Here is a 21,669-nt window from a genome sequence, read left to right on the forward strand (position 1 = left end):
ATGCCACTATGATCTATTGGTTTGACAGTATGTGCTTGTTGTCCAAGCCAATTTCAACTTTGTTGAACAGTATGAGTTACTTGACCACAGATGTTACTCAGAATTTGTGCAACAGGAGTATTTTGAGCAATGTTATTTGTTTCAAGCAAAACACGGCATACGATCTCTAGTATGGTCTCGTGAACTCGGAGATGTGTATAAGGCACAGATGTTAATGGTGAGGCCGCAGGGGTTGTTGGGGAGAGCGAGGATTACTAAGGTTTGAGTTTTTTTTAACACAGAGGTACGCAGAGGTAAGCACAGAGGTTCACAGAGGGTTTGTTGGAGGATTTTGAGGGTTTGGGAGGTTATGTTGGATTTTTTGAATAATTATGGGTTTTTGATTGTTTCGATGGTTTTTGGGGCGATTTTGGGGTTGTCTATTTATTTGCCTTTGATGGCGGGGCAATTGTCTTTGGCTACGCCGGGATTTTATGCTTTGGGGGGGTATTTGGCGGCGATTCTTTCGACTACTGTGTTTAAGTTTTCGGGGAGTTTGTTTCCGCTTCACTATTTATTATTGGAGATGTTGTTGGCGGGGGTGGTTTCTGGGATATTGGCGATTGCTTTGGGTATTCCGGTTTTGCGTTTGCGGGGGATTTATTTGGCGATTGCGACGATTGCTTTTGTGGAAATTTTGCGGGTTTTGGCTTTGAATTTGGAGATTACTGGGGGGGCGGTGGGTATTTTTGGGATTCCTCAGCCTTTTGCTTCTCCGATTGAATATCTCTGGGTGGCTTTGCCTTTGTTGGCTTTAAGTATGTTGTTTATTTACCGTTTGGAAGGTATTCGGGTTGGGCGTGCTTTGAGTGCAATTCGTGAGGATGAGTTGGCTGCTGATGCGATGGGGATTAATCCTACTTATTATAAGGTATTATCGTTTACTTTAGGTGCTATTTTGGCGGGATTGGTTGGGGCGGTGAGCGCTCATTTTTTGAATACTTGGAATTCTCGTCAAGGCTCTTTTGATTCTAGTATTATTTATTTGGCTTTTGTTTTAATTGGCGGTTCGAGAACTTTTGTTGGTCCTGTAATTGGGGGGATGGTATTGACTGCATTACCGGAAGCTTTGAGAGGGATAGCGGGCACTCCTGGATTGGCTAATTGGTTGGCTACTTTTCTGAGAGATGGGCGTTTGATTATCTTTGGTTTTCTGATTGTTATTGGTAGTATTTTTTATCCACAAGGGATTATTACTCCAGAATTATTGAAGCGTTTTCAGCTAAATAAAGGGAGAAAAATATGACCAACGAGCAACAGTTAACCGCGATTCTGGAAGTCAAAGGGATTACTCGCCGTTTTGGAGGGTTGGTGGCAGTTAATGAGGTGTCGTTTACAGTTGGCAAAAATGAAATATTTGGAGTAATTGGTCCTAATGGTGCAGGAAAAACTACTCTATTTAATATTATTACTGGGTTAATGCCGCCATCTAGCGGAAAACTAATTTATCAAGGAGAAGATATTACTAAGCAAAAACCCTACCAAATCGCGGGAAAAGGAATAGCGCGAACCTTTCAAAACCTTCGCCTGTTTAGAAATTTATCCGCTTTAGAAAATGTGGCAATCGCAAATCATATTCACAATTCCAGTAATTTCTTCCATGGTGTATTCGGTTTACCAAAAGCCACCCACCAAGAACAAAAAACATACCAGAAAGCATTAGAATTATTAGAATTAGTCGGATTAGCAGATTGTGCCCAACAACAAGCCTGTAATTTAGCTTATGGGGACCAAAGACGCTTAGAAATTGCCCGCGCCTTAGCCTTAAAACCGACAATATTATTATTAGATGAACCCGCAGCCGGAATGAATCCCAATGAAAAAGGTGCATTAAGTCAATTAATTAGACAAATTCGTCATGATTTTAACCTAACTGTACTCCTAATCGAACATCACGTTCCCTTAGTAATGGGATTATGCGATTCCATTGCCGTGTTACATTTCGGACAATTAATCGCTCTCGGCAAACCCGAAACCGTCAAAAACGATCCTGCCGTAATAGAAGCCTATTTAGGAGACGAATAGCAATACAGGTTTTGAATATGAAAAAATTGATTATTGTTATGTATTATCACTAAACCAGACTCAACCAATAACCCATCCGTTACATCCGTTACCCCATCCGCTGCAAATGACTACACCCATCCTAGAAATCAAAAATCTATCTGTAAAATACGGTGCAATTCAAGCCCTCACAGACATTAATCTAGTCGTAAACCAAGGAGAAATAGTCACTTTAATTGGTGCAAACGGAGCCGGAAAAAGTACCACACTAAAAGCCATTTCTAGATTAGTAAATCCCCATATTGGTCAAATTATCTACAATGGACAACAACTAAATCACCTCACTCCAGATAGAGTAGTTCATTTAGGGATTGCTCATAGCCCAGAAGGAAGGAGAATCTTAACTCGACAAACAATTTTAACTAACTTAGAATTAGGGGCTTATATTCGCTCAGATAGATTAGGAATTAAAGCCGATATTGAACGTCATTTCCTCACCTTTCCCCGCCTCGGAGAACGCCGGAATCAACTAGCAGGAACCCTTAGCGGTGGCGAACAACAAATGCTTGCGATCGCTCGTGCCCTTATGAGTCGCCCGAAACTCTTGCTACTAGACGAACCTAGCCTCGGTTTAGCCCCCCAAATCGTGCGAGAAATTTTCTCAGTTATTCGCCAATTAAATAGTGAAGGTGTTACTATTTTATTGGTCGAGCAAAATGCAACTCTTGCTTTACAAACCGCTAATCGAGGTTATGTTTTGGAAGCGGGAGAATTAACCATTTCTGGTGTAGCTTCGGAACTTCTTAATGATGAGCGAGTGAGAAAGGCTTATTTGGGATAAATTTAGATATAAATTATTGGCAGCAATTTTCAGGTATGTTATGTAAGGTACAGAGAAACCCGGTTTCTGGGGAGTACTTCATAAACCTGCAATCTTCTGTAATTTTACAGAGAAGTACAGAAGCCTGGGGAAGTGTGATGGCTTCTCTGAGAGATGCTAGGCTAGCACATGGCTCTCGCTAACGCCCGCCGCAGGCATCGCATTCCAATCAAAAATAGATACAATAAAATCTAAACATTCTCTTCCATTATCAACCATGAAAACCCTCTGGCTAGAAAACAACCAACTCCAACTCTGCACCGATATCCCAATTCCTACACCACCTCCGGGCGAAGCACTAATTCGTGTTTTGCGAGCAGGTATTTGCAATACAGATTTGGAATTACTCCGGGGTTATTACCCATACAAAGGAATTCCGGGACATGAATTTGTCGGTATCGTGGAAAAAGGTTCCCCCCATCTTTTAGGTAAGCGAGTAGTGGGAGAAATTAATGCAGTTTGCGGTAAATGCCGTTTCTGTCTGAAAGGTGAGTCTACTCATTGTGAAAATAGAACAGTATTAGGTATTGTTAACCGCAACGGAGCCTTTGCAGAATATCTAACCCTACCAGAAACAAATTTACACCTCGTACCAGATAATGTGTCTACAGATGTAGCAACATTCACCGAGCCTTTAGCAGCCGCATTAGAAATTCAACAGCAAGTCAAGATAACTGCATCTGAGAAAGTACTAGTGGTGGGAGATGGTAAATTGGGACAACTTGTCGCTCAAACTTTAGCATTAACTGGGTGCGATTTGTTAGTAATTGGTCGCCATCCGGAAAAATTAGCTAACTTAGAGGAACGAGGTATTGAAATTGGTTTTTCCGATGGAATTATTGACCGGAGTTTCGATATAGCGGTTGAATGTACGGGTAATCCCGAAGGATTTGCTCTTGCTCTTCGAGCCTTACGTCCGCGAGGTATACTAGTCTTGAAAAGTACATACTCAGGTAAACTAACTATAGATGCTTCTGCACTAGTAGTAGATGAAATAACATTAATTGGTTCCCGTTGCGGTCCTTTTGCACCAGCATTAGAATTACTAAGAACACAACAAGTAAATGTTAGTCCTCTAATTCAAGCTCGCTACCCTATTGCTGAAGGATTGACGGCATTTTCTCATGCAAAACAGCGAGGAGTTTTGAAAGTATTGTTAGATATGATCGAAGAAGGCTAGGTTATAATAAATAAGAATCACACTCAGCCAAAACTTTGCGAACCTACTCTAAGAGAAGCCGCTGCGCGTCTATGCGCCCACCTTTCCGTTTTAAATAAACCCTACACCAAAAAAGAACAGGACGGCAATCCCCACGCCAAAAGACGCAAACACCGATCCCAACCCCAACACCCAACTTTATATAATATCCCTAGTTAAACAAATTATCTATTAAACAAAACAACCATCATGCAACCAACTAACCCCAACCAATTTACAGAAAAAGCCTGGGAAGCCCTCGCACGCACCCCAGATATCGTCAAAGTAACGCAGCAACAACAGATTGAAACCGAACACCTAATGAAGGCACTGTTAGATCAAAATGGACTAGCTGCTAGCATTTTTAATAAAGCAGAAATTCCCGTACAGCGGGTGAGGGAAGCCACAGATGCTTTTATCAGTCGCCAACCCAAAGTTTCCGGTGGTGCTTCCATTTATTTGGGACGAAGTTTAGATACACTATTAGATAGAGCAGATGCTTATCGAAAAGAATATAAAGATGAATATATCTCCATTGAGCATCTAATCTTGGGGTATCTCAAAGACGAGCGGATTGGCAAAATTTTATGCCAAGAATTTAAACTAGATGAAAAGAAACTCAAAAACACAATTACCCAAATTAGGGGGAACCAAAACGTGACGGATCAAAACCCAGAAGGTAAATATCAATCGCTAGAAAAATACGGCCGCGATTTGACAGCAGCAGCGCGGGAGGGAAAACTAGATCCCGTAATTGGTAGAGATGATGAGATTCGCCGCACCATCCAAATTTTATCCCGTCGCACGAAAAATAATCCGGTGCTGATTGGGGAGCCTGGGGTGGGAAAAACTGCGATCGCAGAAGGTTTAGCTCAACGTATTGTAGCAGGTGATGTCCCTCAATCTCTCAAAGATCGCCAATTAATTGCTCTCGATATGGGCGCATTAATTGCAGGGGCAAAGTTTCGAGGTGAATTTGAAGAGCGCCTAAAAGCTGTTCTCAAAGAAGTTACTGATTCTAAGGGGCAAATTGTCCTATTTATTGATGAAATTCACACCGTAGTTGGCGCAGGTGCAACTCAAGGTGCAATGGATGCTGGTAATTTGCTGAAACCAATGTTAGCCAGAGGAGAATTGCGCTGTATTGGGGCAACAACTTTGGATGAATATCGAAAATATGTGGAAAAAGATGCGGCTTTAGAACGAAGATTTCAGCAGATTTATGTGGATCAACCTAGTGTTGAAGATACCATTTCTATTTTACGCGGTTTAAAGGAAAGATATGAGGTTCACCACGGGGTTAAAATATCTGATAGTTCTTTAGTAGCAGCAGCTACACTCTCTACCCGCTATATTAGCGATCGCTTTTTACCTGATAAAGCTATTGACTTAGTAGATGAAGCCGCTGCCCGGTTAAAAATGGAGATTACTTCCAAACCAGAAGAATTGGATGAAATTGACCGAAAAATCCTCCAATTAGAAATGGAAAAGTTATCCATACAAAAAGAAAGTGATGCAGCTTCTCTGGAAAGAAGGAGCAAACTGGAGAAAGAATTAGCTAACCTGAAAGAAGAACAACGGGCATTAAATACGCAATGGCAATCAGAAAAAGGTGTTCTAGATAAAATCCAGGGGATTAAAGAAGAAATTGACCGCGTGAATGTAGAAATACAGCAAGCGGAAAGGGAATACAATCTCAATAAAGCGGCTGAATTAAAATATGGCAAATTAGCAGATTTACATAAATCATTGCAAGGGATTGAATCCCAACTCGCTTCTAGTCAAACCCATGGAAAATCTCTCCTGCGAGAAGAAGTTACCGAAGCTGATATTGCCGAAATTATTTCTAAGTGGACGGGTATTCCTGTCAGCAAGTTAGTGGAGTCTGAAATGCAGAAATTACTCCATTTAGAAGATGAATTACACGAACGTGTAGTTGGGCAAGAGGAAGCCGTTACAGCCGTTGCAGATGCCATTCAGCGATCGCGTGCAGGTTTAGCAGATCCCAATCGCCCTACTGCTAGCTTCATTTTCCTCGGTCCCACAGGCGTTGGCAAGACAGAATTAGCTAAAGCTTTAGCAGCATATTTATTCGATACTGAAGAGGCAATGGTGCGAATTGATATGTCAGAATATATGGAGAAACATACAGTTTCTCGCCTAATTGGTGCGCCTCCAGGATATGTAGGTTATGAAGAAGGTGGACAACTGACAGAAGCAATTCGCCGCCGCCCTTTTGCCGTCATTCTATTTGATGAAATCGAGAAAGCCCACGCAGATGTTTTCAATATTCTGCTGCAAATTCTCGATGATGGGCGGGTTACCGATGCCCAAGGTCATACGGTAGACTTCAAGAATAGTATCATTATCATGACCAGTAATATTGGTTCTCAATATATTCTGGATGTCGCAGGTGATGATGGGCAATACAATGAAATGCGGAACCGGGTAATGGAGGCAATGCGAGGTAGTTTCCGTCCGGAATTCCTCAACCGTATTGATGAAGTAATTATCTTCCACGCCTTACAAAAACATCAGTTACGGACAATAGTACAACTCCAAACTCAGCGCCTAGAAAAACGATTAGCGGAACGTCAGATATCCTTGAAAATATCTGAATCAGCTATTGACTTTGTGGCAGAAGTCGGGTATGACCCTGTATATGGTGCAAGACCATTAAAACGAGCAATTCAGCGGGAATTGGAAACGCAAATTGCCAAGGCGATTTTACGGAGTCAGTTTAGTAATGGCGATACAATTTTTGTCGATGTGGAGAATGAAAGATTAGTGTTTAATCGCTTACCTGCTGAGTTATTGATTGCGCCATCTAATTAATTGGGGAATGGGGAATGGGGAGTGGCTAATTGCTAATGGTTAATTACTAATTAACCATTGATTCTTTCCCTTCCACTCTATTCTGCCTAGCCCCTACTCCCTACTCCCTACTCCCTACTACAAAATCATAAACAAAATGACTCCTAAACCTCCATCTGACACAATAATTTACGCTTACGCCTTTGCTATCAGTTTGGCATTTACTGTTGTTATTTACCTGCTAAGAGGATTTGAGATTGTCACATTTATTCCGGGAGGACTGATTTTGTTCTTAATTTTGCTTTCGATTGGTACGGGATTGGTTTATGGAGTGCAGAAAACGCGGCGTTATTAATTAGTGGCAATAATCGATAGGAATAATCTACAGAAAATTAATTCTCTACTTCGATAGGAATACCTACGGCTTCGCTAACGCCCCTGTAGCAAATTGGGCTAATTATGCCATTTTTCACACGAAATAAGGGATTTACAAATATGGGGATCTTGTCATAATGTCAACTATTACCCCATCTAGCCACAAATGCGATCAGCTTCGCTGCTGCCGAAGGCAATCGCATTCCCCAAAAAAAAACCATGAACCGGATTAAAATAAAACGCCGTCAACTCTACATTTGCTGGTGCATCACCTGGTTTACCTTCATCCTCTTACTAATTCATCCTATTAGTTACGGGGCGCTCCGTTTGGCCACATTTTTATCTGGAATGATAATTTGGGCAGGAGCAATCTTTTTGTTTTGGCATCAAAAAAAAGTTAGAATTTTTTGGCTCTCTCTTACTCTGATAATTACCTTATTTTTAATTAGCCCCAGTCGTCCATCCGATGTTAGTTACTTCCGGGATAATTACGTCCAAGCACTCAAAAGTTATTCCGGAACCCCCTATGTCTGGGGAGGTGAAAATCAATTGGGGATTGATTGTTCTGGTTTAGTGCGCCAGGGTTTAATTAGGGTGAACTTAGTTCAAGGTATTACATCTTTAAATCCCGGACTGGTGAGAAAAGGATTAGAATTATGGTGGTATGACACTAGCGCGGAATCCCTCCGAGATGGATATCGTAATTTAACTATTCGACTATTATCGTCTAATAGTATTAATGAGTTAGATTATAGTAAAATTATCAAAGGTGACTTGGCAGTTACCAAAGATGGAAAACATATTTTAGCTTATGTAGGAGATAAAACCTGGATTGAAGCAGATCCGGGATACAAAAAAGTAATTGAGGTGAAAATTCCAGAGCCAAATAACTATTGGTTCACTATCCCAATTTATGCTTTGCGGTGGAAACAGTTAGTTATTGGTTATTAGTTGTTAGTTGTTAGTTGTTAGTTGTTTGTTGTTAGTTGTTAGTTGTTAGTTGTTTGTTGTTTGTTGTTAGTTGTTTGTTGTTTGTTGTTAGTTGTTTGTTGTTTTACCCACTCCCCACTCCTCTTGGAGTAATAATCTATGAAACGCGAAACAATTATCCCCTTATTGGCTCGAATTTTCTTATCAGCTATTTTCTTGTGGTCAGGAATTAATAAGATTATTAACCCAGTTGGTACTCAGGAGTATATGGCTGCCCAGGGGCTTCCTTTTACGGGCTTACTTTTAGTTTTTGCGATCGCAACAGAAATCCTCGGTGGATTGTCGGTTTTACTAGGATACAAAGCACGTTGGGGAGCAGGGATTCTCTTAGGGTTTCTCATTCCTACAACCCTGATCTTCCATAATAACTTAGCAGATCGGATGACTCAAGTTATGTTCTTGAAAAATCTAGCGATTATGGGTGGTTTGTTAATGATAATGGAATATGGTGCAGGTCAAATTGTTGTGCGATTCAAGGGTAAGAGGAAATCTTGACTCTGGGTTAATCTAATTTATTGTTGGGGGTGGAAATTTGCCGGAAAGCCCACCATCAAACCCACCATCAAACCCACCATCAAACCCGCTATCAAACCCGCCATCAAACCCGCCAGTGGTTAAAACCACTGTCTAATAGCTTAAGTCGGTTGAAACCGACTGGGAAATAATGTTTTTGAGTTAGTATGGGATCTACAATTATGGAAAATAATGCTAAAATCCTGGTAATTAGTCGGTTTTTAACCGACTTTAGCTATTAGACAGAGAATTTATTCTCTGGCGGGTTTGTGAGTTAGCAACCAAAGATATCAATTGGGTAAACAAATAATCGCTCTCCCCACGATTAAGCGCCATCACCACAAATTATCCACAGTGCTTTTGCGTCGCCATTGTCGCGGGAAGATAAGCCCAATTAAAACCAACCCAATCCACCCCCACCAAAAATTAATCCCCTCCCGGATGGGTTATTCTATAACAAGATTAATAGAAATCAATATTCCATGGCGAAACCCCAACCATGCCCAAAATTATCTATAAAATCAGAAAACCCCTCATCCTTTTCCCCCTTACCCTCTGTCTCATCCTCTGCCTCTGTCTCCCTTGGGTGAGTGCGCAACAACCGCCCAAACCGAAGCCTCAACCTTGGCAAATTGATGGGATAGTGGCGGCTATTGATGATAGTTATCCTGAAGTGAAAGGAGCTGCTTTTGGGCAATTAGCTAAATATGAAGCGCAAGACTTAAAAGCGATACTGAAGAAACCGGAGGATATTGCCCAGAAAGCTGTTAATATCCTCTCCGATGAAAAGGTTAATAATTATGTTCGTGGCAGTGCCGCATCAGCCTTGAGTAATTTAGGAGAAGCAGGTGCTAAATACGCCCCCGATATCCTCAACTTCCTCAAGAGGCTTACAAAAAGACTTAGCCGATAAAATCGCCGAAGTTACCCGCATTGTCACTTGGAAACCTCAAGACATTACTCTCCTGCAAAGTCACTACAACAACCTGAAACAAGCCGGATACAACCAATCCAATACAATCCAGGTTGCCATCAATAAACTAGCAGTTTAGTAGTAAATTTTCGCCCCCCTAACCCCCCAATTCTGGGGAAAATTGAAATCCGAAAGCTATATATTAGTAGGGTGCGTTAGCTTGCGCATAACGCACCCTACAGATAGATTATTTCCGTAAGTCAGAACTTTTAATTCACTGGCAATTATTCAACCTCTAACAAAAAACCTCTGCGCACCTCTGCGCTTACCTCTGCGCCCTCTGCGTTAAAAAAAAGATACCATCCCAACACCAACAAATTCCATATAACTCAGCTTCAATCAACCATTATTAACAATTAGCAATTAACAGTATCCCAATATACAGCCAATGCCACGTCGGGTGACATCATCTGTAATTTATCTTAAAGTGCGATCGCATTTCCCAAAATAGGTCATAATCACTTCAGACTACCCTAGATTTATCGTACCAGGGGATTATGCACGCTGCTATATTAGTTCTCGTTCAAGTACTCGTCATTATTGGGCTATCCCGCCTCATGGGTTTGGGGTGTAAACTCGTCAAGCAACCCTTGGTGATTGGTGAGATTATTGCTGGGATTATGCTGGGTCCTTCGTTGTTGGGTTTGATAGCCCCAGATTTAGCCACAGCTTTATTCCCTGCTAGCACTATACCATTCCTAGAAGTCCTTTCGGAAATCGGACTAATCTTTTTCATGTTTCTGATTGGTTTGGAGTTAGATCCGAAGTATCTTAAAGGTAACTTGGATATTGCGATTCTCACCTCCCACGTCAGTATTTTAGTGCCCTTTTCATTAGGAAGTATCCTCGCACTATTATTATACCCCCTCGTTTCCAACTCTGCCGTTTCCTTTACAGCTTTTGCCCTATTTTTAGGCGCAGCAATGTCCATTACCGCCTTTCCTGTACTGGCAAGAATTATTACAGAAAATAACTTGCAAGGTACTAGATTAGGCACTCTAGCACTTACCTGCGCCGCAGTAGATGATGTCACCGCATGGTGTTTACTAGCATTAGCAATTGCTGTTGGAAAAGCAAGTACGTCACCCGCTGGTACGCACTCGATGACAGGGGTGATTTTTACTGTCGTCGAAGCCCTATTCTACATCGGATTTATGATGACAGTGGGACGTTGGTTCCTGCAAAAACTATCAGCCCACTACAACCGGACAGAAAAGTTAAGTCAGGTGATAGTGACCAGTATTTACATGGGAGTAATTGCCTCTGCTTTAATTACTGAATTAATCGGAATTCACCTAATTTTCGGCGCATTTCTCCTCGGTGCAGTCATGCCCAAAAATCCAGGTTTGGTGCGAGACTTAGCCGAAAAAACCGAAGATTTTGTCCTCAGCGTTTTGCTTCCAGTATTTTTTGCTTATAGCGGTATTCGCACCCAAATAGGCTTACTCAATAGTCCTCAATTATGGTTGCTTTGCCTCCTGGTTGTTGCGATCGCAATTATCGGCAAGTACGTCGGGACTTATGTCGCAGCCCGTGTTTGCGGGATTAGCGAAAGAGAAGCTTCAGCATTGGGCTGGTTAATGAATACGCGGGGATTAACCGAACTAATTGTCCTAAATATTGGTTTGAGTTTAGGTGTTATTTCACCCTTACTATTCACCATGTTAGTAATTATGGCATTGGTTACCACTATAATGACCTCACCTCTATTAGAGTGGACTTATCCCAAAAACCTGATTAGGTTGGATATTTTAGAGCCAGAAAATACAACAGAAACGCCTACAAATATCCTTGAACCAAGCTATCGCATTTTAGTGCCAGTTGCTAATCCTAGTACCCAAAAAGGATTATTAAAATTAGCAGTTTCCATTGCCGGAAATTCGCCAAAACTAGCTGTAGTCCATCCCCTCAGCTTAATTGAATTGGAAGAAAACTATATGTTTGAAAGTACTCCAATTGAAGCAGAGAGATTAATTCAAGAAAGGCGTTATCGCTTAGAAGAATTAATTCAAAGTCTGGAACCACCAGAAACTCGACAAATGGTACATCCCATTGTTCGCATTGCCAACGATGTAGCGCGAACAACCACAGAAATTGCCAAACTAGATATCGCCAATATTATCTTAATGGGATGGCATCGTCCTGCCTTTAGTACTAATCGTTTAGGCGGAAGAGTAGGGCAAATTCTCAGTACAGCCCAGACAGATGTTGCCGTATTTGTAGATCGAGGAAAGGAGAGAATTAGTAAAATTTTAGTACCTTATTCAGGCAATAGCCATGACGATTTAGGATTGGAAATTGCCCTGAGATTAATGGTTCATGACAATACCAGAAGTCTTATAGTTTTCAGGGTAGTACAAGGGGAAGAAATTGGCAAAGAATTCAGCTACGAGTTTCGCACCTTAATGGGACAATTACCCGAAAAAATCCGCGATCGCATTACTATAGAAGTAGTCGAATCATCCGATCCTATCCAAGCAGTAATCGCAGCATCAGCATCAGTAGATCTCACTATTGCGGGTACTAGTCGCGCCTGGGGTATTGAACGCCAAACACTAGGAAGATATACGGATCAATTAGCCATTGAATGTCATTCTTCCCTTTTAATTACTCGCAGATATTCTCAAGTTACCTCTCACCTAGCCTCAATCCTTGCCATGACAACCGATGAATCTGGAGTTGCAGTATGAGCAGTCATTTTAGTATAAAATCCCTGTCATTTTATGGGATAGCTATCACCTCAGTGGTAGTATTATTTAAAATTGTGACAGCTTACGGCAATGCCAATCTCAAAGCAAATCCTCCCATTGACGGTTCCTATCCCATCAGTAGCGAAAACTTACCAGACTGTCTCAAATCAGAACCATTAGTATTAAACATACTACAATCTGGGGTTTATCTTAATGGAACCTTACTGTCTGGAAACACCAATAACAAGCAAACAAAATCTGAGCTTAAGAACCCTTCTCTTAGTGGAAAATTCACCAATCAAGAGATTACTTTAGCAGGGAAAGTACCATGGTTGAGTAATTGCCAGGAATTAGCTAAATCCGAAAATCATAACTTAGTAGAAATCAAAGGAATGATTCAAGGAGACACCATCGCAGGTAAAATTAGCCTCAGTGCCACACCCGCAGTAGAATTTACAGCAATAAAAGCCATACAAAAAGAAGAAGAAACCAACGAACATTAAAGAAACCCACCCACAAAACCTCCCATATTGATAAATCCCCAACCCGTAGTACAGGCATCTTGCCTGTACAAGTAAAAACGCCGATTTTTTTTTGATAATCAATTAGCAATTAGCAATTAGCAATTAGCCATTAGCCATTAGCCATTAGCAATTTTCAAAATAATGCTCAAACTTATCGATAAAATCAGAAAACCTCTCATCCTCTTCCCCCTTACCCTCTGTCTCACCCTCTTCCTCTCTCTCCCCTGGCTGAGTGCGCAACAACCGCCCAAACCGAAGCCTCAACTTTGGCAAATTGATGGGATAGTGGCGGCACTTGATGATAGTTATCCTCAAGTGAAAGGATATGCTTTCAATAAATTAGTGGAATATGAAGCGCAAGATTTGAAAGCGGTGCTGAAGAAACCGGAGGATATTGCACAGAAAGCTGTTAATATTTTATCCGATGAAAAGCTCGATCCATATATTCGTATCCGTGCCGCATTAGCTTTGGGTAATTTAGGAGAAGCAGGTGCTAAATATGTCCCGGATATCCTCAACTTCCTCAAAGATGAAAAGGTTAATCCAGATATTCGTAGCTTTGCCGCATTTGCTTTGGCTAATTTAGGAGAAGAAAGAGACAAACTTGTATTAGCAATTAGCCATTAGCTATTAGCCATTAACAATTAACAAGCCATGCCAAAAATCACAGGAAAAACCAAACTATTAGGAGTAATCGGCAACCCCATCGAACACTCCCTATCACCAGTAATGCACAACGCCGCCATCGCCAATCTAAATCTCGATTACATTTACCTCCCATTCCCCATAAAAGCACCAGACTTAAAAGACGCACTAGCAGGTTTTGCCGCCATTAACTTACAAGGATTCAGTATCACCATTCCCCACAAACAAACAATTATCCCCCTCTTATCAGAAATATCAGATATCGCCCAATCAATAGGTGCAGTAAATACAGTTTGGCGTACCGATAAAGGATGGAGTGGCACAAATACCGACGTAACCGGATTCATTGCACCATTAAAAGCATATAATTGGGATTGGAGTCAAACCACAGTTGTAATTTTAGGCAATGGAGGAGCAGCAAGAGCAGTAGTAGTTGGTTGTTTTCAGTTAGGATGCAAATCCATCCATATAGTTGGTAGAAATTTGGAAAAATTACAACAATTTCAGCAAAGTTGGTCAAACTCTCCCCTACCAATAACTACCAATATCCATCCTTGGGAGGAATTACTAGAATTAATATCTCAGGCAGACTTATTAGTAAATAGTACCCCCATCGGCATGTATCCCCAGATTGACGAGTCACCTGTAGATATAGAAACAATCAAAAGATTACCAAAAACTGCGATCGCATACGATCTAATTTACACCCCCAACCCTACCCAATTTCTCAAATATGCTAAACAACAAGGTGCTATAGCAATTGACGGATTAGAAATGTTAGTACAACAAGGTGCGGCTGCCTTAGAAATTTGGTTAGGAGAAACACCACCTGCTGATATTATGCGACAATCATTGCAGGAATATCTGGGATTATCTACTGAAAACTGACTGTGGTAAAAAAATTAAAACCAAATGTCAAAACTAATCGCTCGAATTCCCGGCAGAGCCTACTTAATGATCGCCGTTATCATCTTTGCAGCATCAAACGGAATTACCCGCAAACTCACCCAACTTGGCGCTGACAACTTAATTAATGGCAGAAATCCTGTTTCATTTTGCAATGTTCTTTTTGTCGGCAATCTTTGCGCCTTAATACTACTAATTTTCCTCTATCGCCAACAGTGGCAGAGTTTTTCCCTGAAGCAACTTTCAGGAAAAGATTGGATTGGTTTAGTTTCGGTAGCAATTTTCTCCGGCGCATTAGCACCAGCATTAATTTTAATGGCACTGGAAATAACTATGGTAAATAATGTAATTTTGATCGGGACAATTGGACCGCCACTTATATTAGCATTATCAGTTTTATTGCTAAAAGAACGAGTAAATAGATGGGTTATTAGTGGTGAGATTTTAGCGTTTGTTGGTGTTTTTTTAACGGTATTACTTCAGCAACCAGAAGGGAATATGGTAGACATGGGAGGCGGCTTACAGCTTGGCAAAGGTGAAATAATGGTAGCAGCCGGGTCCATTTGCGGAGTCATTGGCACTATTATTAGTAAAGTTACTCTCCGTGAAATCCCCCTAGGGATATTTAGTATTATTAGAACCGTTATAGGTACTGTCGTATTTTTTGCGATCGCAATGAGAATATATGGTCCCGTTCACTTTGTCGATGTCTTCTCACCCTTCTTATGGAAATGGATGTTCCTTTACAGTGCCGTTATTGTCGTCGGTGGACAATTATTCTGGTTGACAGGATTAAAGAAAACCACTGCATCTGACGTTTCCTTAGCCAATTCATTTGGTCCAATTGCCGGGATATTAGCGGGCTATTTAATTTTAGGAGAAGCCCCTACCTTAGCTCAATATATTGGTGGCAGCATTATTATGTGCGGTATCGCATTAAATCAGATAGGGGTATTGCGTTTCGGTACTAAAACTACTCCTACACCTCAAATTTCAGAGAAAGAAATGGACGCAGAAGTTGGGTTTAAAGGAATTTAAAAAGAGGTAAAAGGTGAGAGTGAATACCATATTGATTTATCCTTTATACTGTTTTTTCAATCTTCTTCAGCCCCAATTCTTTAGGTAATTCATCTCCAAAAGTTTTACTTCCTCGCTTGCCATCGTAACTGATTGCAAACGCTATTCCTTTTCGATTTAATTCCTCAAGTTCTAAAACTAAAGTATCAAAACAGATCCCAGAGTAATATCTTGAATCATTATTGCCGCATACTCCTTGATATGGAGGATCGAGGTAAACAAAATCAGTATTTTTTAGCTCATACAATACTTGTCTATAATCCAGGCTAGTAAATATGCACTTACCGTGGAGTAGTCTAGAGACTCCTTTTATATTTTCTCTCATTTTATTGGGGTTAGTTCCCTTTCTTCTTTTGTCTGGACTTTGATTAAACTCCCCTTGATTGTTATACCTAACCGATCCTTTTACACATCTAGCCAATAAGTATAGAAATAGTTTGGGATCTTTAGTTTTGTTAAAATTATCTCTCACTTGATAATAATAATCTACGGAATTATCCTCCCGATCCTGCCATATTTCTGTATAAAAATCTGCAATATTATCGGGATTCTCTATTATTAACTCTAGTAGTTCAATGAGTGGATTATTCAGATCGTTAATCCAAAAACTTTGGCAAATTTCTCTCGCAGCAGCAGCAAGACTAATTGCTGCTGTTCCTGCAAATGGTTCGACTAATCGCTCTATTTTTTTAGGTAAAAACCTGAGAATATCTGAAGCTAGCTTTCTCTTGCTGCCTTGATATTGAATTGGATGTGGTAAGCTAACCATCTAAATCTGCCCCTAATTATCTATAAAATTAAACTCTCTCACCTCACCTCTCAGCTCAAATAAACACCAAAGGCTTATCCTTCAAAGGAGCAAAAGCATCAGAATCAAACCGATACAAACTAGCAGGCCGCCCAGCCCCCCGCGTCACCTTTACCCCGGTATCTGCCAGAAAACCTAACTTCAATAAACGAGTCCTAAAATTAGAATAATCAGAAAAATTCTCCCCTAAAACAGTCATATAAAATTGATATAAATCGCTCAAAGTGAATACTTCCGGCAATACATCAAAAGCCACAGGACTATATTCTAATTTATTCCGTAAACGCCGATAGCCATACTCCACAATTTGATTATGATCGAAGGCAAGCTGTGGTAATTTATTAATCGCATACCAAGCAATTCCACTCATTCCCTCAGCAATCAATTGTGCTTCTGCAAATCGCACCAAAGCAAAGTAACTCACCGATAAGTAACGAACACCAAAACTTTCCGGTAATTCTCGCGGGTCCCTTCCAGGTCCCCCAAAGGTGTAAAGTTGTTCAACATACAAATTATTCACCCGAATTTTCTCCACTAAAACCCGATGTGCCGCATCTTCTAAAGATTCACCATTCCGGACTAAAGTCCCCGGTAAACCCCAATACTTCAAAAAAGGTTCATCCTCTCGCTTTACTAACAAGACTAGGATGCGGTTTCCCTCAGTATCAACGGAGAAAATAACGGTATCAACTCCGACTTTAAAATCAGCTAACACTGATTGCTTTACTTGCTTGGTGCCGCTTTCTGACATGCGTACAATTGTGCTTGATAGATGTACTCTGCAACGGGAGGCGTTAAAGCGTCTCTGTCTCCATTTTCCCGATAGGCTGTAGAAGAAACAGCAGGAGCATTTAGATCCGCGATCGCAACTTTAGCACCTAGCTGCTTCAACACCTCTAAATCCCCCTCATTTATTTCATAACCCAAACGCGGCACTACGAGCAACTCTACTTCCTGTAACAATTCTCTAATTCGATACCAGCGTGGCATCTGAGACACTAAATCGGAACCAATTACTAAGATAAATTCTACCTCATTACCCCAAATTTCCTTTGCTTTTTCTACAGTTTCCAAGCTTCTACTACTACTCAACTCTTCATGCAAGCTAATATTCTGACTAGGTGTATCAATTTCCCCAATCAATAGCCCTAACATTTTATGACGATGTTCGAGTGATGTTTGGTGAGACTTAAATGGATTATTCGATGCCCAAACTGCTACCGAATCGTAGCGATTAGATAACCATAGCATAATTGCTTTGTGTGCCGCAGTTGGTGGATCGGCACTTGTACCAAAAAGAGCGATTTTTGTCATTTGTTCTTGGTTGTTAGTTATTAGTTATTAGTTGTTTGTTATTTTGTACAGAAGAGACAAAATGCCTATCAAAACGTAGAACAGGCATCTTGCCTGTTAAAGCGTGTCAAAGGGCGATTCAATTGCAGTTATTCGTTACTATAATAGATTATAGTAGCGACTCGCCCCTACACTGAAAACTCCCCATTACATCCTTAGTCAACTTTTCTAAGCTATCAGAAATTTGGACAGAAATAGGTAGAGGATTCTCTAATTGACGAGTTTCGGGAGGGAGACTAATTACTGAAGTAGTACTGCGATCGCAAATTACATCCAAACTTTCTCCTTCCCTCACCCGTTTACCCTCTTTCATCACTAATTCTAATAAAGGTTTTTCCTCATTTGGATAATTTTCCCACATCATACCCAATCTATCTCCAGAAATAATATTTTCTTCACCCCAACGACGAAATACTTGCTTTCGACCTGGATAACTCTGTTTACTGCTAGACTGCTTCATAGTAGGAATATTATCAATTTCCACCAGTTTATACACCCCATTCACCGGGGAACCCGTAACCAGTTTTGTCCCGATACCGTAACCATCAATAACTGCCCCCGCCTCTTTTAATCGGACAATTTCCCATTCATCGATATCCCCACTAGCAAAAATTTTCGTATCTGGTAGGAGCGATAGGACTTTTTGAGATAATCCAGCAATATCCCCAGAATCTAACCGCACGCCCATAACTGTCATTTCTCCTCTCTTGACTTTTTCTGCCAAACGCTGGGCAGCCGCCACTGTATCGTAAGTATCAATTAATAGAGGAGAATGGGGAAAATAACGTTGAAATGCTGCAAAAGCTTCATCTTCACTACCAGATAATCCACCAATTGCCATAACTAAAGCATGAGCCATCGTACCACTAGGTTTCCGTCCTAATTTCAAAGCAGCTAAAACATTAGAAGTAGCATCAAATCCTCCTGCCAAAGCAGCCCGTGCAGCCCATATTGCCCCTTGGGGACTAAATGCTCGTCTTGTGCCAAATTCTAATAATGTCGCTTGGCTTCCAGCTACATCCCGCATCCGAGCCGCTCTAGTAGCAATTAGCGTCTGATAATTAATCGTATTCAGGATATAAGTTTCCACCAATTGAGCTTGCCAAAGCGGTGCTTCCACTCGCAAAATTGGTTCATTAGCAAAAATAACAGTACCCTCCGCAACCGCCCAAACATCCCCAATAAATCGCCCCGATTTTAATAACGACCAAAATCTTGCTGGTGCATTATCAAAAATCCCAGTTTCCTGTAAAGCTTCTATCTGACTATCAGAAAATTGTAGTTTTTCCAAATAATCTAACACCTGAGCCAAACCCATCGCAATTAAATAACCAAACCCTTCCGGTAACCGTCGCACAAACAACTCAAAACTTGCCCGTTTTTCCTCCAAACCTTCACCAGTGTAACAAGCAGCCATCGTCAGTTGATACAAATCTGTTAGCAGGCTATAATCCTCCACACTAATGGTTAGTTCTTGGTCTTCAATATTCATATAACCCCTTGAGTAGCTAAGTTCCCTATCTCAATTATAGTAAAAATCACCAAAAATATCTTAACTCTCAACTATACAAGACTTCCGCAGCGATAGCACTGCTCAAATAAAGAGCAAATCTCATCTCTTCTTTGCGCTCTACTCTGGCGAGAAGCCGCTGCGCGTCTATGGGTTAAAAAAAATCTCTGCTACAACACTAAAAATCCGATCCACAGGATATACACCAAATTCACATACCCTCACAAAGTTGTTGCGGTAATTGCTGGAGTACTCGCTCAAAAGGAGCAAAATCTTTCAACCCGTGGCACAGAATCAATGCACCCTGAATCGCGATGAGGGCATCTTCTCCCCGTTGCTTTGCCAGAGTTTCATCCAATCCTCCTGCAATTAGAACATTTGCGATTGCCTCAATCCACCGAGAAAATGCCCCACGAATCTGAGAGTCAAAGAGTTCATCGCTCGATTTTTCCAATACCAACACCGCCCACAGGCAGGAATTTTGTCCCCCATTGAAAAAGCGACTCGTTTCCTCACACATCGCCTGGAATCCGTCGATGCGCTTGACCTGGCGATTCTCTTTGAGAGACGCTGCACCAACAAGAATCGGTAAAATACTCGTCTCCAGCCACTGATTCACATGAGTTAGGGCAGCCTCAGCCATCTCTGCCTTCCCTCCGGGGAAGTAATGGTAGAGACTGGCTTTCCCCAACCCTGTTTCTTGGGAAATTTTGGAGAGGGTTACCCCCTCATAACCAAATTGCCGGAAGAGTTTGAGCAGTTTTGGCACATGGGTTTCTTTAGACATGAGCAAGAAAGTGAAGTAGATCTCTTGACAATTATACCGTTCGTTCGGTACAGTATATCTATACCGAACGAACGGTACAAAAAGCCAAGCTGACCTTCTCAGGACAATAACTCCAATGATTAAGCTTTATGGTCATGAAATGTCGGGTAACAGCTACAAAGCAAGACTATTCCTAGAATTGCTGAGAATCGACTACGAATGGATAAAAGTAGACTTGATGAAAGGCGAACATAAATCGCCAGAATACCTAGAAATCAACCCCTTTGGACAGGTTCCTTTGTTAGTCTATGGCGATCTAAAACTGGCAGATTCTCAGGCAATTTTAGTGTACCTGGCACGACAGTATGGCGGCGACAAATGGCTCCCATTGGAGCCGCTACCGCTAGCTCAAGTTGTGCGCTGGTTATCCACTACAGCAGGAGAAGTCCGTCAGGGTCCTGAAAATGCAAGGCTATACTATTTATTTGGGGCGACTAGTATCAATATTGAACGCGCCCATCAGAAAGCAGAATATATTTTAAGCCAACTAGATCGGCATTTCACTACACATACCTGGTTAGAATGCGATCGTCCCACTATTGCCGATATCGCTGTTTTTCCATATATCGCCCTGGCACGGGATGGCAAGATTAGCCTTGATGCCTATACCAATGTTTTGAATTGGATTGAGCGGGTGAAGCAACTCCCTGGTTATATTCCCATGACAGGAATCTAGATTTGGCGATCGCGAGAACCATTCCGTCAGATAAATAGACGATCGTCGCGATATCCTCAGCTTATTTCTCCATTTTGCCATCACAGAGTTCAATAGATCTCTTGCGAAAGTTAATTTTTGCCCCCCTAACCTCCCAATTATGGGGAACTTAATCTGAAAGTCCCACATAATTGGGGGATGGGAGGGGGCAGGATCGGATTTAGGCAAGAGGTCTAATCATGAGAGAGAATTGATTTTATGCCCCGTCAATTTAGCGCGATCGCATTTACTCCCGCCGTCAAAGCAATGCAAGAAAAAATGGGTTCCCGCGAGAACTATGAACGCTTTGTGGCTAAAGGTCCGGACAATAATACCATCAATTCCGATCTAGAGAGGTTTATTTCTAGTATGGAAGGCTTTTATCTCGGTACTGTCACTTCTAATGGCTATCCTTACATCCAGTTTCGCGGTGGAAAACCAGGATTCTTGAAGATTATTGATGAGAGGACTTTAGGCTTTGCCGATTTTCGCGGCAATGTCCAATATATCTCCGTAGGTAATCTTTCTGAAAATGATAAAGCATTTTTATTTCTGATGGATTATCGTCACCGCCGTCGCCTCAAAATTATTGGTCGTGCCCGGATTGTGGCAAACGATCCTATCATCTTAGATCTGGTGCAAGACACAGACTACGAAGCAACAATAGAAAGAGCAATCCTGTTTGAAATTGAAGGATGGGATTGGAATTGTCCGCAACATATTCCTCTTCGATATTCAGCAGCAGAAGTAGAAGTAATGGAAACGAGAATTAAAGAGTTAGAAAAACTTCTGACAGAAGCCAAAAACTCTACCAATCTCCGATCTTAACTCTCAACTATCCACTCTAATT

Annotated in this window: 20 protein-coding genes and 1 pseudogene; 16 read left to right on the plus strand and 5 right to left on the minus strand. The window is 41.3% G+C overall.

Annotated elements, in window-relative coordinates; translation table 11 throughout:
* The first annotated feature begins 349 nt into the window (after positions 1–349).
* The 14 genes from NJ959_RS04420 (at position 350) to NJ959_RS04485 (ending at position 15,589) form a co-directional block, all read left to right on the plus strand.
* Positions 350–1,285 (plus strand): branched-chain amino acid ABC transporter permease, encoded by a 936-nt coding sequence (locus tag NJ959_RS04420; protein ID WP_254010541.1) that lies wholly within the window; start codon positions 350–352, stop codon positions 1,283–1,285.
* On the plus strand, positions 1,282–2,064 hold the full coding sequence (locus tag NJ959_RS04425; RefSeq protein WP_254010542.1) for an ABC transporter ATP-binding protein: 783 nt from the start codon (positions 1,282–1,284) through the stop codon (positions 2,062–2,064). Before NJ959_RS04420 ends, NJ959_RS04425 begins: the two co-directional genes overlap by 4 nt.
* Before the next feature lie 118 nt (positions 2,065–2,182).
* Positions 2,183–2,884 (plus strand): ABC transporter ATP-binding protein, encoded by a 702-nt coding sequence (locus NJ959_RS04430; protein ID WP_373693599.1) that lies wholly within the window; start codon positions 2,183–2,185, stop codon positions 2,882–2,884.
* A 256-nt stretch (positions 2,885–3,140) separates the two neighbouring features.
* Positions 3,141–4,103 (plus strand): MDR/zinc-dependent alcohol dehydrogenase-like family protein, encoded by a 963-nt coding sequence (locus NJ959_RS04435; protein ID WP_254010544.1) that lies wholly within the window; start codon positions 3,141–3,143, stop codon positions 4,101–4,103.
* 228 nt (positions 4,104–4,331) lie between these two features.
* Positions 4,332–6,956, plus strand: coding sequence for an ATP-dependent chaperone ClpB (gene clpB, locus NJ959_RS04440; RefSeq protein WP_254010545.1), 2,625 nt, complete (start codon positions 4,332–4,334; stop codon positions 6,954–6,956).
* Between the two features lie 136 nt (positions 6,957–7,092).
* Entirely contained in the window at positions 7,093–7,290 is a 198-nt protein-coding gene (locus NJ959_RS04445; protein ID WP_254010546.1) for a hypothetical protein, read from the plus strand.
* 239 nt (positions 7,291–7,529) lie between these two features.
* A complete protein-coding gene (locus NJ959_RS04450; protein ID WP_254010547.1) occupies positions 7,530–8,261 on the plus strand; it encodes an NlpC/P60 family protein in 732 nt (243 codons plus the stop codon).
* Positions 8,262–8,399: 138 nt separating this feature from the next.
* Positions 8,400–8,795, plus strand: coding sequence for a DoxX family protein (locus tag NJ959_RS04455; RefSeq protein WP_254010548.1), 396 nt, complete (start codon positions 8,400–8,402; stop codon positions 8,793–8,795).
* A gap of 517 nt (positions 8,796–9,312) precedes the next feature.
* Positions 9,313–9,726, plus strand: a complete 414-nt coding sequence (locus NJ959_RS04460) for a hypothetical protein (RefSeq protein WP_254010549.1) — start codon at positions 9,313–9,315, stop codon at positions 9,724–9,726.
* A gap of 557 nt (positions 9,727–10,283) precedes the next feature.
* A complete protein-coding gene (locus NJ959_RS04465; RefSeq protein ID WP_254010550.1) occupies positions 10,284–12,476 on the plus strand; it encodes a cation:proton antiporter domain-containing protein in 2,193 nt (730 codons plus the stop codon).
* Positions 12,473–12,979 carry a hypothetical protein gene (locus tag NJ959_RS04470; RefSeq protein WP_254010551.1) on the plus strand — a complete coding sequence of 169 codons (507 nt, stop codon included), beginning with the start codon at positions 12,473–12,475 and terminating at the stop codon, positions 12,977–12,979. The genes NJ959_RS04465 and NJ959_RS04470 overlap by 4 nt, the downstream gene beginning before the upstream one ends.
* Before the next feature lie 162 nt (positions 12,980–13,141).
* Positions 13,142–13,627, plus strand: a complete 486-nt coding sequence (locus tag NJ959_RS04475) for a HEAT repeat domain-containing protein (protein WP_254010552.1) — start codon at positions 13,142–13,144, stop codon at positions 13,625–13,627.
* A 27-nt stretch (positions 13,628–13,654) separates the two neighbouring features.
* A complete protein-coding gene (locus tag NJ959_RS04480) occupies positions 13,655–14,533 on the plus strand; it encodes a shikimate dehydrogenase (protein ID WP_254010553.1) in 879 nt (292 codons plus the stop codon).
* A gap of 24 nt (positions 14,534–14,557) precedes the next feature.
* On the plus strand, positions 14,558–15,589 hold the full coding sequence (locus NJ959_RS04485; RefSeq protein WP_254010554.1) for a DMT family transporter: 1,032 nt from the start codon (positions 14,558–14,560) through the stop codon (positions 15,587–15,589).
* Between the two features lie 55 nt (positions 15,590–15,644).
* Here NJ959_RS04485 and NJ959_RS04490 read toward each other — a convergent pair.
* The 5 genes and pseudogenes from NJ959_RS04490 to NJ959_RS04510 all read right to left on the minus strand — a co-directional run.
* Positions 15,645–16,397 (minus strand): annotated as a pseudogene (locus NJ959_RS04490) (Dam family site-specific DNA-(adenine-N6)-methyltransferase); the annotation flags it as partial.
* Between the two features lie 55 nt (positions 16,398–16,452).
* Positions 16,453–17,187 (minus strand): NUDIX hydrolase, encoded by a 735-nt coding sequence (locus tag NJ959_RS04495; RefSeq protein WP_254010556.1) that lies wholly within the window; start codon positions 17,185–17,187, stop codon positions 16,453–16,455.
* Entirely contained in the window at positions 17,160–17,750 is a 591-nt protein-coding gene (locus NJ959_RS04500; RefSeq protein ID WP_254010557.1) for a nicotinate-nucleotide adenylyltransferase, read from the minus strand. The genes NJ959_RS04495 and NJ959_RS04500 overlap by 28 nt, the downstream gene beginning before the upstream one ends.
* Positions 17,751–17,898: 148 nt before the next feature.
* Positions 17,899–19,281, minus strand: coding sequence for a nicotinate phosphoribosyltransferase (locus NJ959_RS04505; RefSeq protein ID WP_254010558.1), 1,383 nt, complete (start codon positions 19,279–19,281; stop codon positions 17,899–17,901).
* 229 nt (positions 19,282–19,510) lie between these two features.
* Positions 19,511–20,086: a TetR/AcrR family transcriptional regulator gene (locus tag NJ959_RS04510; protein ID WP_254010559.1), complete on the minus strand. Its 576-nt coding sequence runs from the start codon at positions 20,084–20,086 to the stop codon at positions 19,511–19,513.
* Between the two features lie 115 nt (positions 20,087–20,201).
* Between NJ959_RS04510 and NJ959_RS04515 the strand changes: the two genes are divergently transcribed.
* Positions 20,202–20,801 carry a glutathione S-transferase family protein gene (locus tag NJ959_RS04515; RefSeq protein WP_254010560.1) on the plus strand — a complete coding sequence of 200 codons (600 nt, stop codon included), beginning with the start codon at positions 20,202–20,204 and terminating at the stop codon, positions 20,799–20,801.
* 237 nt (positions 20,802–21,038) lie between these two features.
* Positions 21,039–21,647 (plus strand): pyridoxamine 5'-phosphate oxidase family protein, encoded by a 609-nt coding sequence (locus NJ959_RS04520; protein ID WP_254010561.1) that lies wholly within the window; start codon positions 21,039–21,041, stop codon positions 21,645–21,647.
* Positions 21,648–21,669 lie beyond the last annotated feature (22 nt).

This window comes from Limnofasciculus baicalensis BBK-W-15, from assembly GCF_024178385.1.
Classification (GTDB): Bacteria; Cyanobacteriota; Cyanobacteriia; order Cyanobacteriales; family Coleofasciculaceae; genus Limnofasciculus; species Limnofasciculus baicalensis.

Excerpts from the sequence above, each read along its gene's own strand:
- NJ959_RS04445 (WP_254010546.1), top strand. The coding sequence starts at position 7,093 with ATGACTCCTAAACCTCCATCTGACACAATAATTTACGCTTACGCCTTT.
- NJ959_RS04500 (WP_254010557.1), bottom strand. The coding sequence starts at position 17,750 with ATGACAAAAATCGCTCTTTTTGGTACAAGTGCCGATCCACCAACTGCG.
- NJ959_RS04450 (WP_254010547.1), top strand. The coding sequence starts at position 7,530 with ATGAACCGGATTAAAATAAAACGCCGTCAACTCTACATTTGCTGGTGC.
- NJ959_RS04475 (WP_254010552.1), top strand. The coding sequence starts at position 13,142 with ATGCTCAAACTTATCGATAAAATCAGAAAACCTCTCATCCTCTTCCCC.
- NJ959_RS04510 (WP_254010559.1), bottom strand. The coding sequence starts at position 20,086 with ATGTCTAAAGAAACCCATGTGCCAAAACTGCTCAAACTCTTCCGGCAA.
- clpB (WP_254010545.1), top strand. The coding sequence starts at position 4,332 with ATGCAACCAACTAACCCCAACCAATTTACAGAAAAAGCCTGGGAAGCC.
- NJ959_RS04480 (WP_254010553.1), top strand. The coding sequence starts at position 13,655 with ATGCCAAAAATCACAGGAAAAACCAAACTATTAGGAGTAATCGGCAAC.
- NJ959_RS04420 (WP_254010541.1), top strand. The coding sequence starts at position 350 with ATGTTGGATTTTTTGAATAATTATGGGTTTTTGATTGTTTCGATGGTT.
- NJ959_RS04520 (WP_254010561.1), top strand. The coding sequence starts at position 21,039 with ATGCCCCGTCAATTTAGCGCGATCGCATTTACTCCCGCCGTCAAAGCA.
- NJ959_RS04460 (WP_254010549.1), top strand. The coding sequence starts at position 9,313 with ATGCCCAAAATTATCTATAAAATCAGAAAACCCCTCATCCTTTTCCCC.
- NJ959_RS04515 (WP_254010560.1), top strand. The coding sequence starts at position 20,202 with ATGATTAAGCTTTATGGTCATGAAATGTCGGGTAACAGCTACAAAGCA.
- NJ959_RS04425 (WP_254010542.1), top strand. The coding sequence starts at position 1,282 with ATGACCAACGAGCAACAGTTAACCGCGATTCTGGAAGTCAAAGGGATT.
- NJ959_RS04455 (WP_254010548.1), top strand. The coding sequence starts at position 8,400 with ATGAAACGCGAAACAATTATCCCCTTATTGGCTCGAATTTTCTTATCA.
- NJ959_RS04485 (WP_254010554.1), top strand. The coding sequence starts at position 14,558 with ATGTCAAAACTAATCGCTCGAATTCCCGGCAGAGCCTACTTAATGATC.
- NJ959_RS04465 (WP_254010550.1), top strand. The coding sequence starts at position 10,284 with ATGCACGCTGCTATATTAGTTCTCGTTCAAGTACTCGTCATTATTGGG.
- NJ959_RS04505 (WP_254010558.1), bottom strand. The coding sequence starts at position 19,281 with ATGAATATTGAAGACCAAGAACTAACCATTAGTGTGGAGGATTATAGC.
- NJ959_RS04495 (WP_254010556.1), bottom strand. The coding sequence starts at position 17,187 with ATGTCAGAAAGCGGCACCAAGCAAGTAAAGCAATCAGTGTTAGCTGAT.
- NJ959_RS04470 (WP_254010551.1), top strand. The coding sequence starts at position 12,473 with ATGAGCAGTCATTTTAGTATAAAATCCCTGTCATTTTATGGGATAGCT.
- NJ959_RS04435 (WP_254010544.1), top strand. The coding sequence starts at position 3,141 with ATGAAAACCCTCTGGCTAGAAAACAACCAACTCCAACTCTGCACCGAT.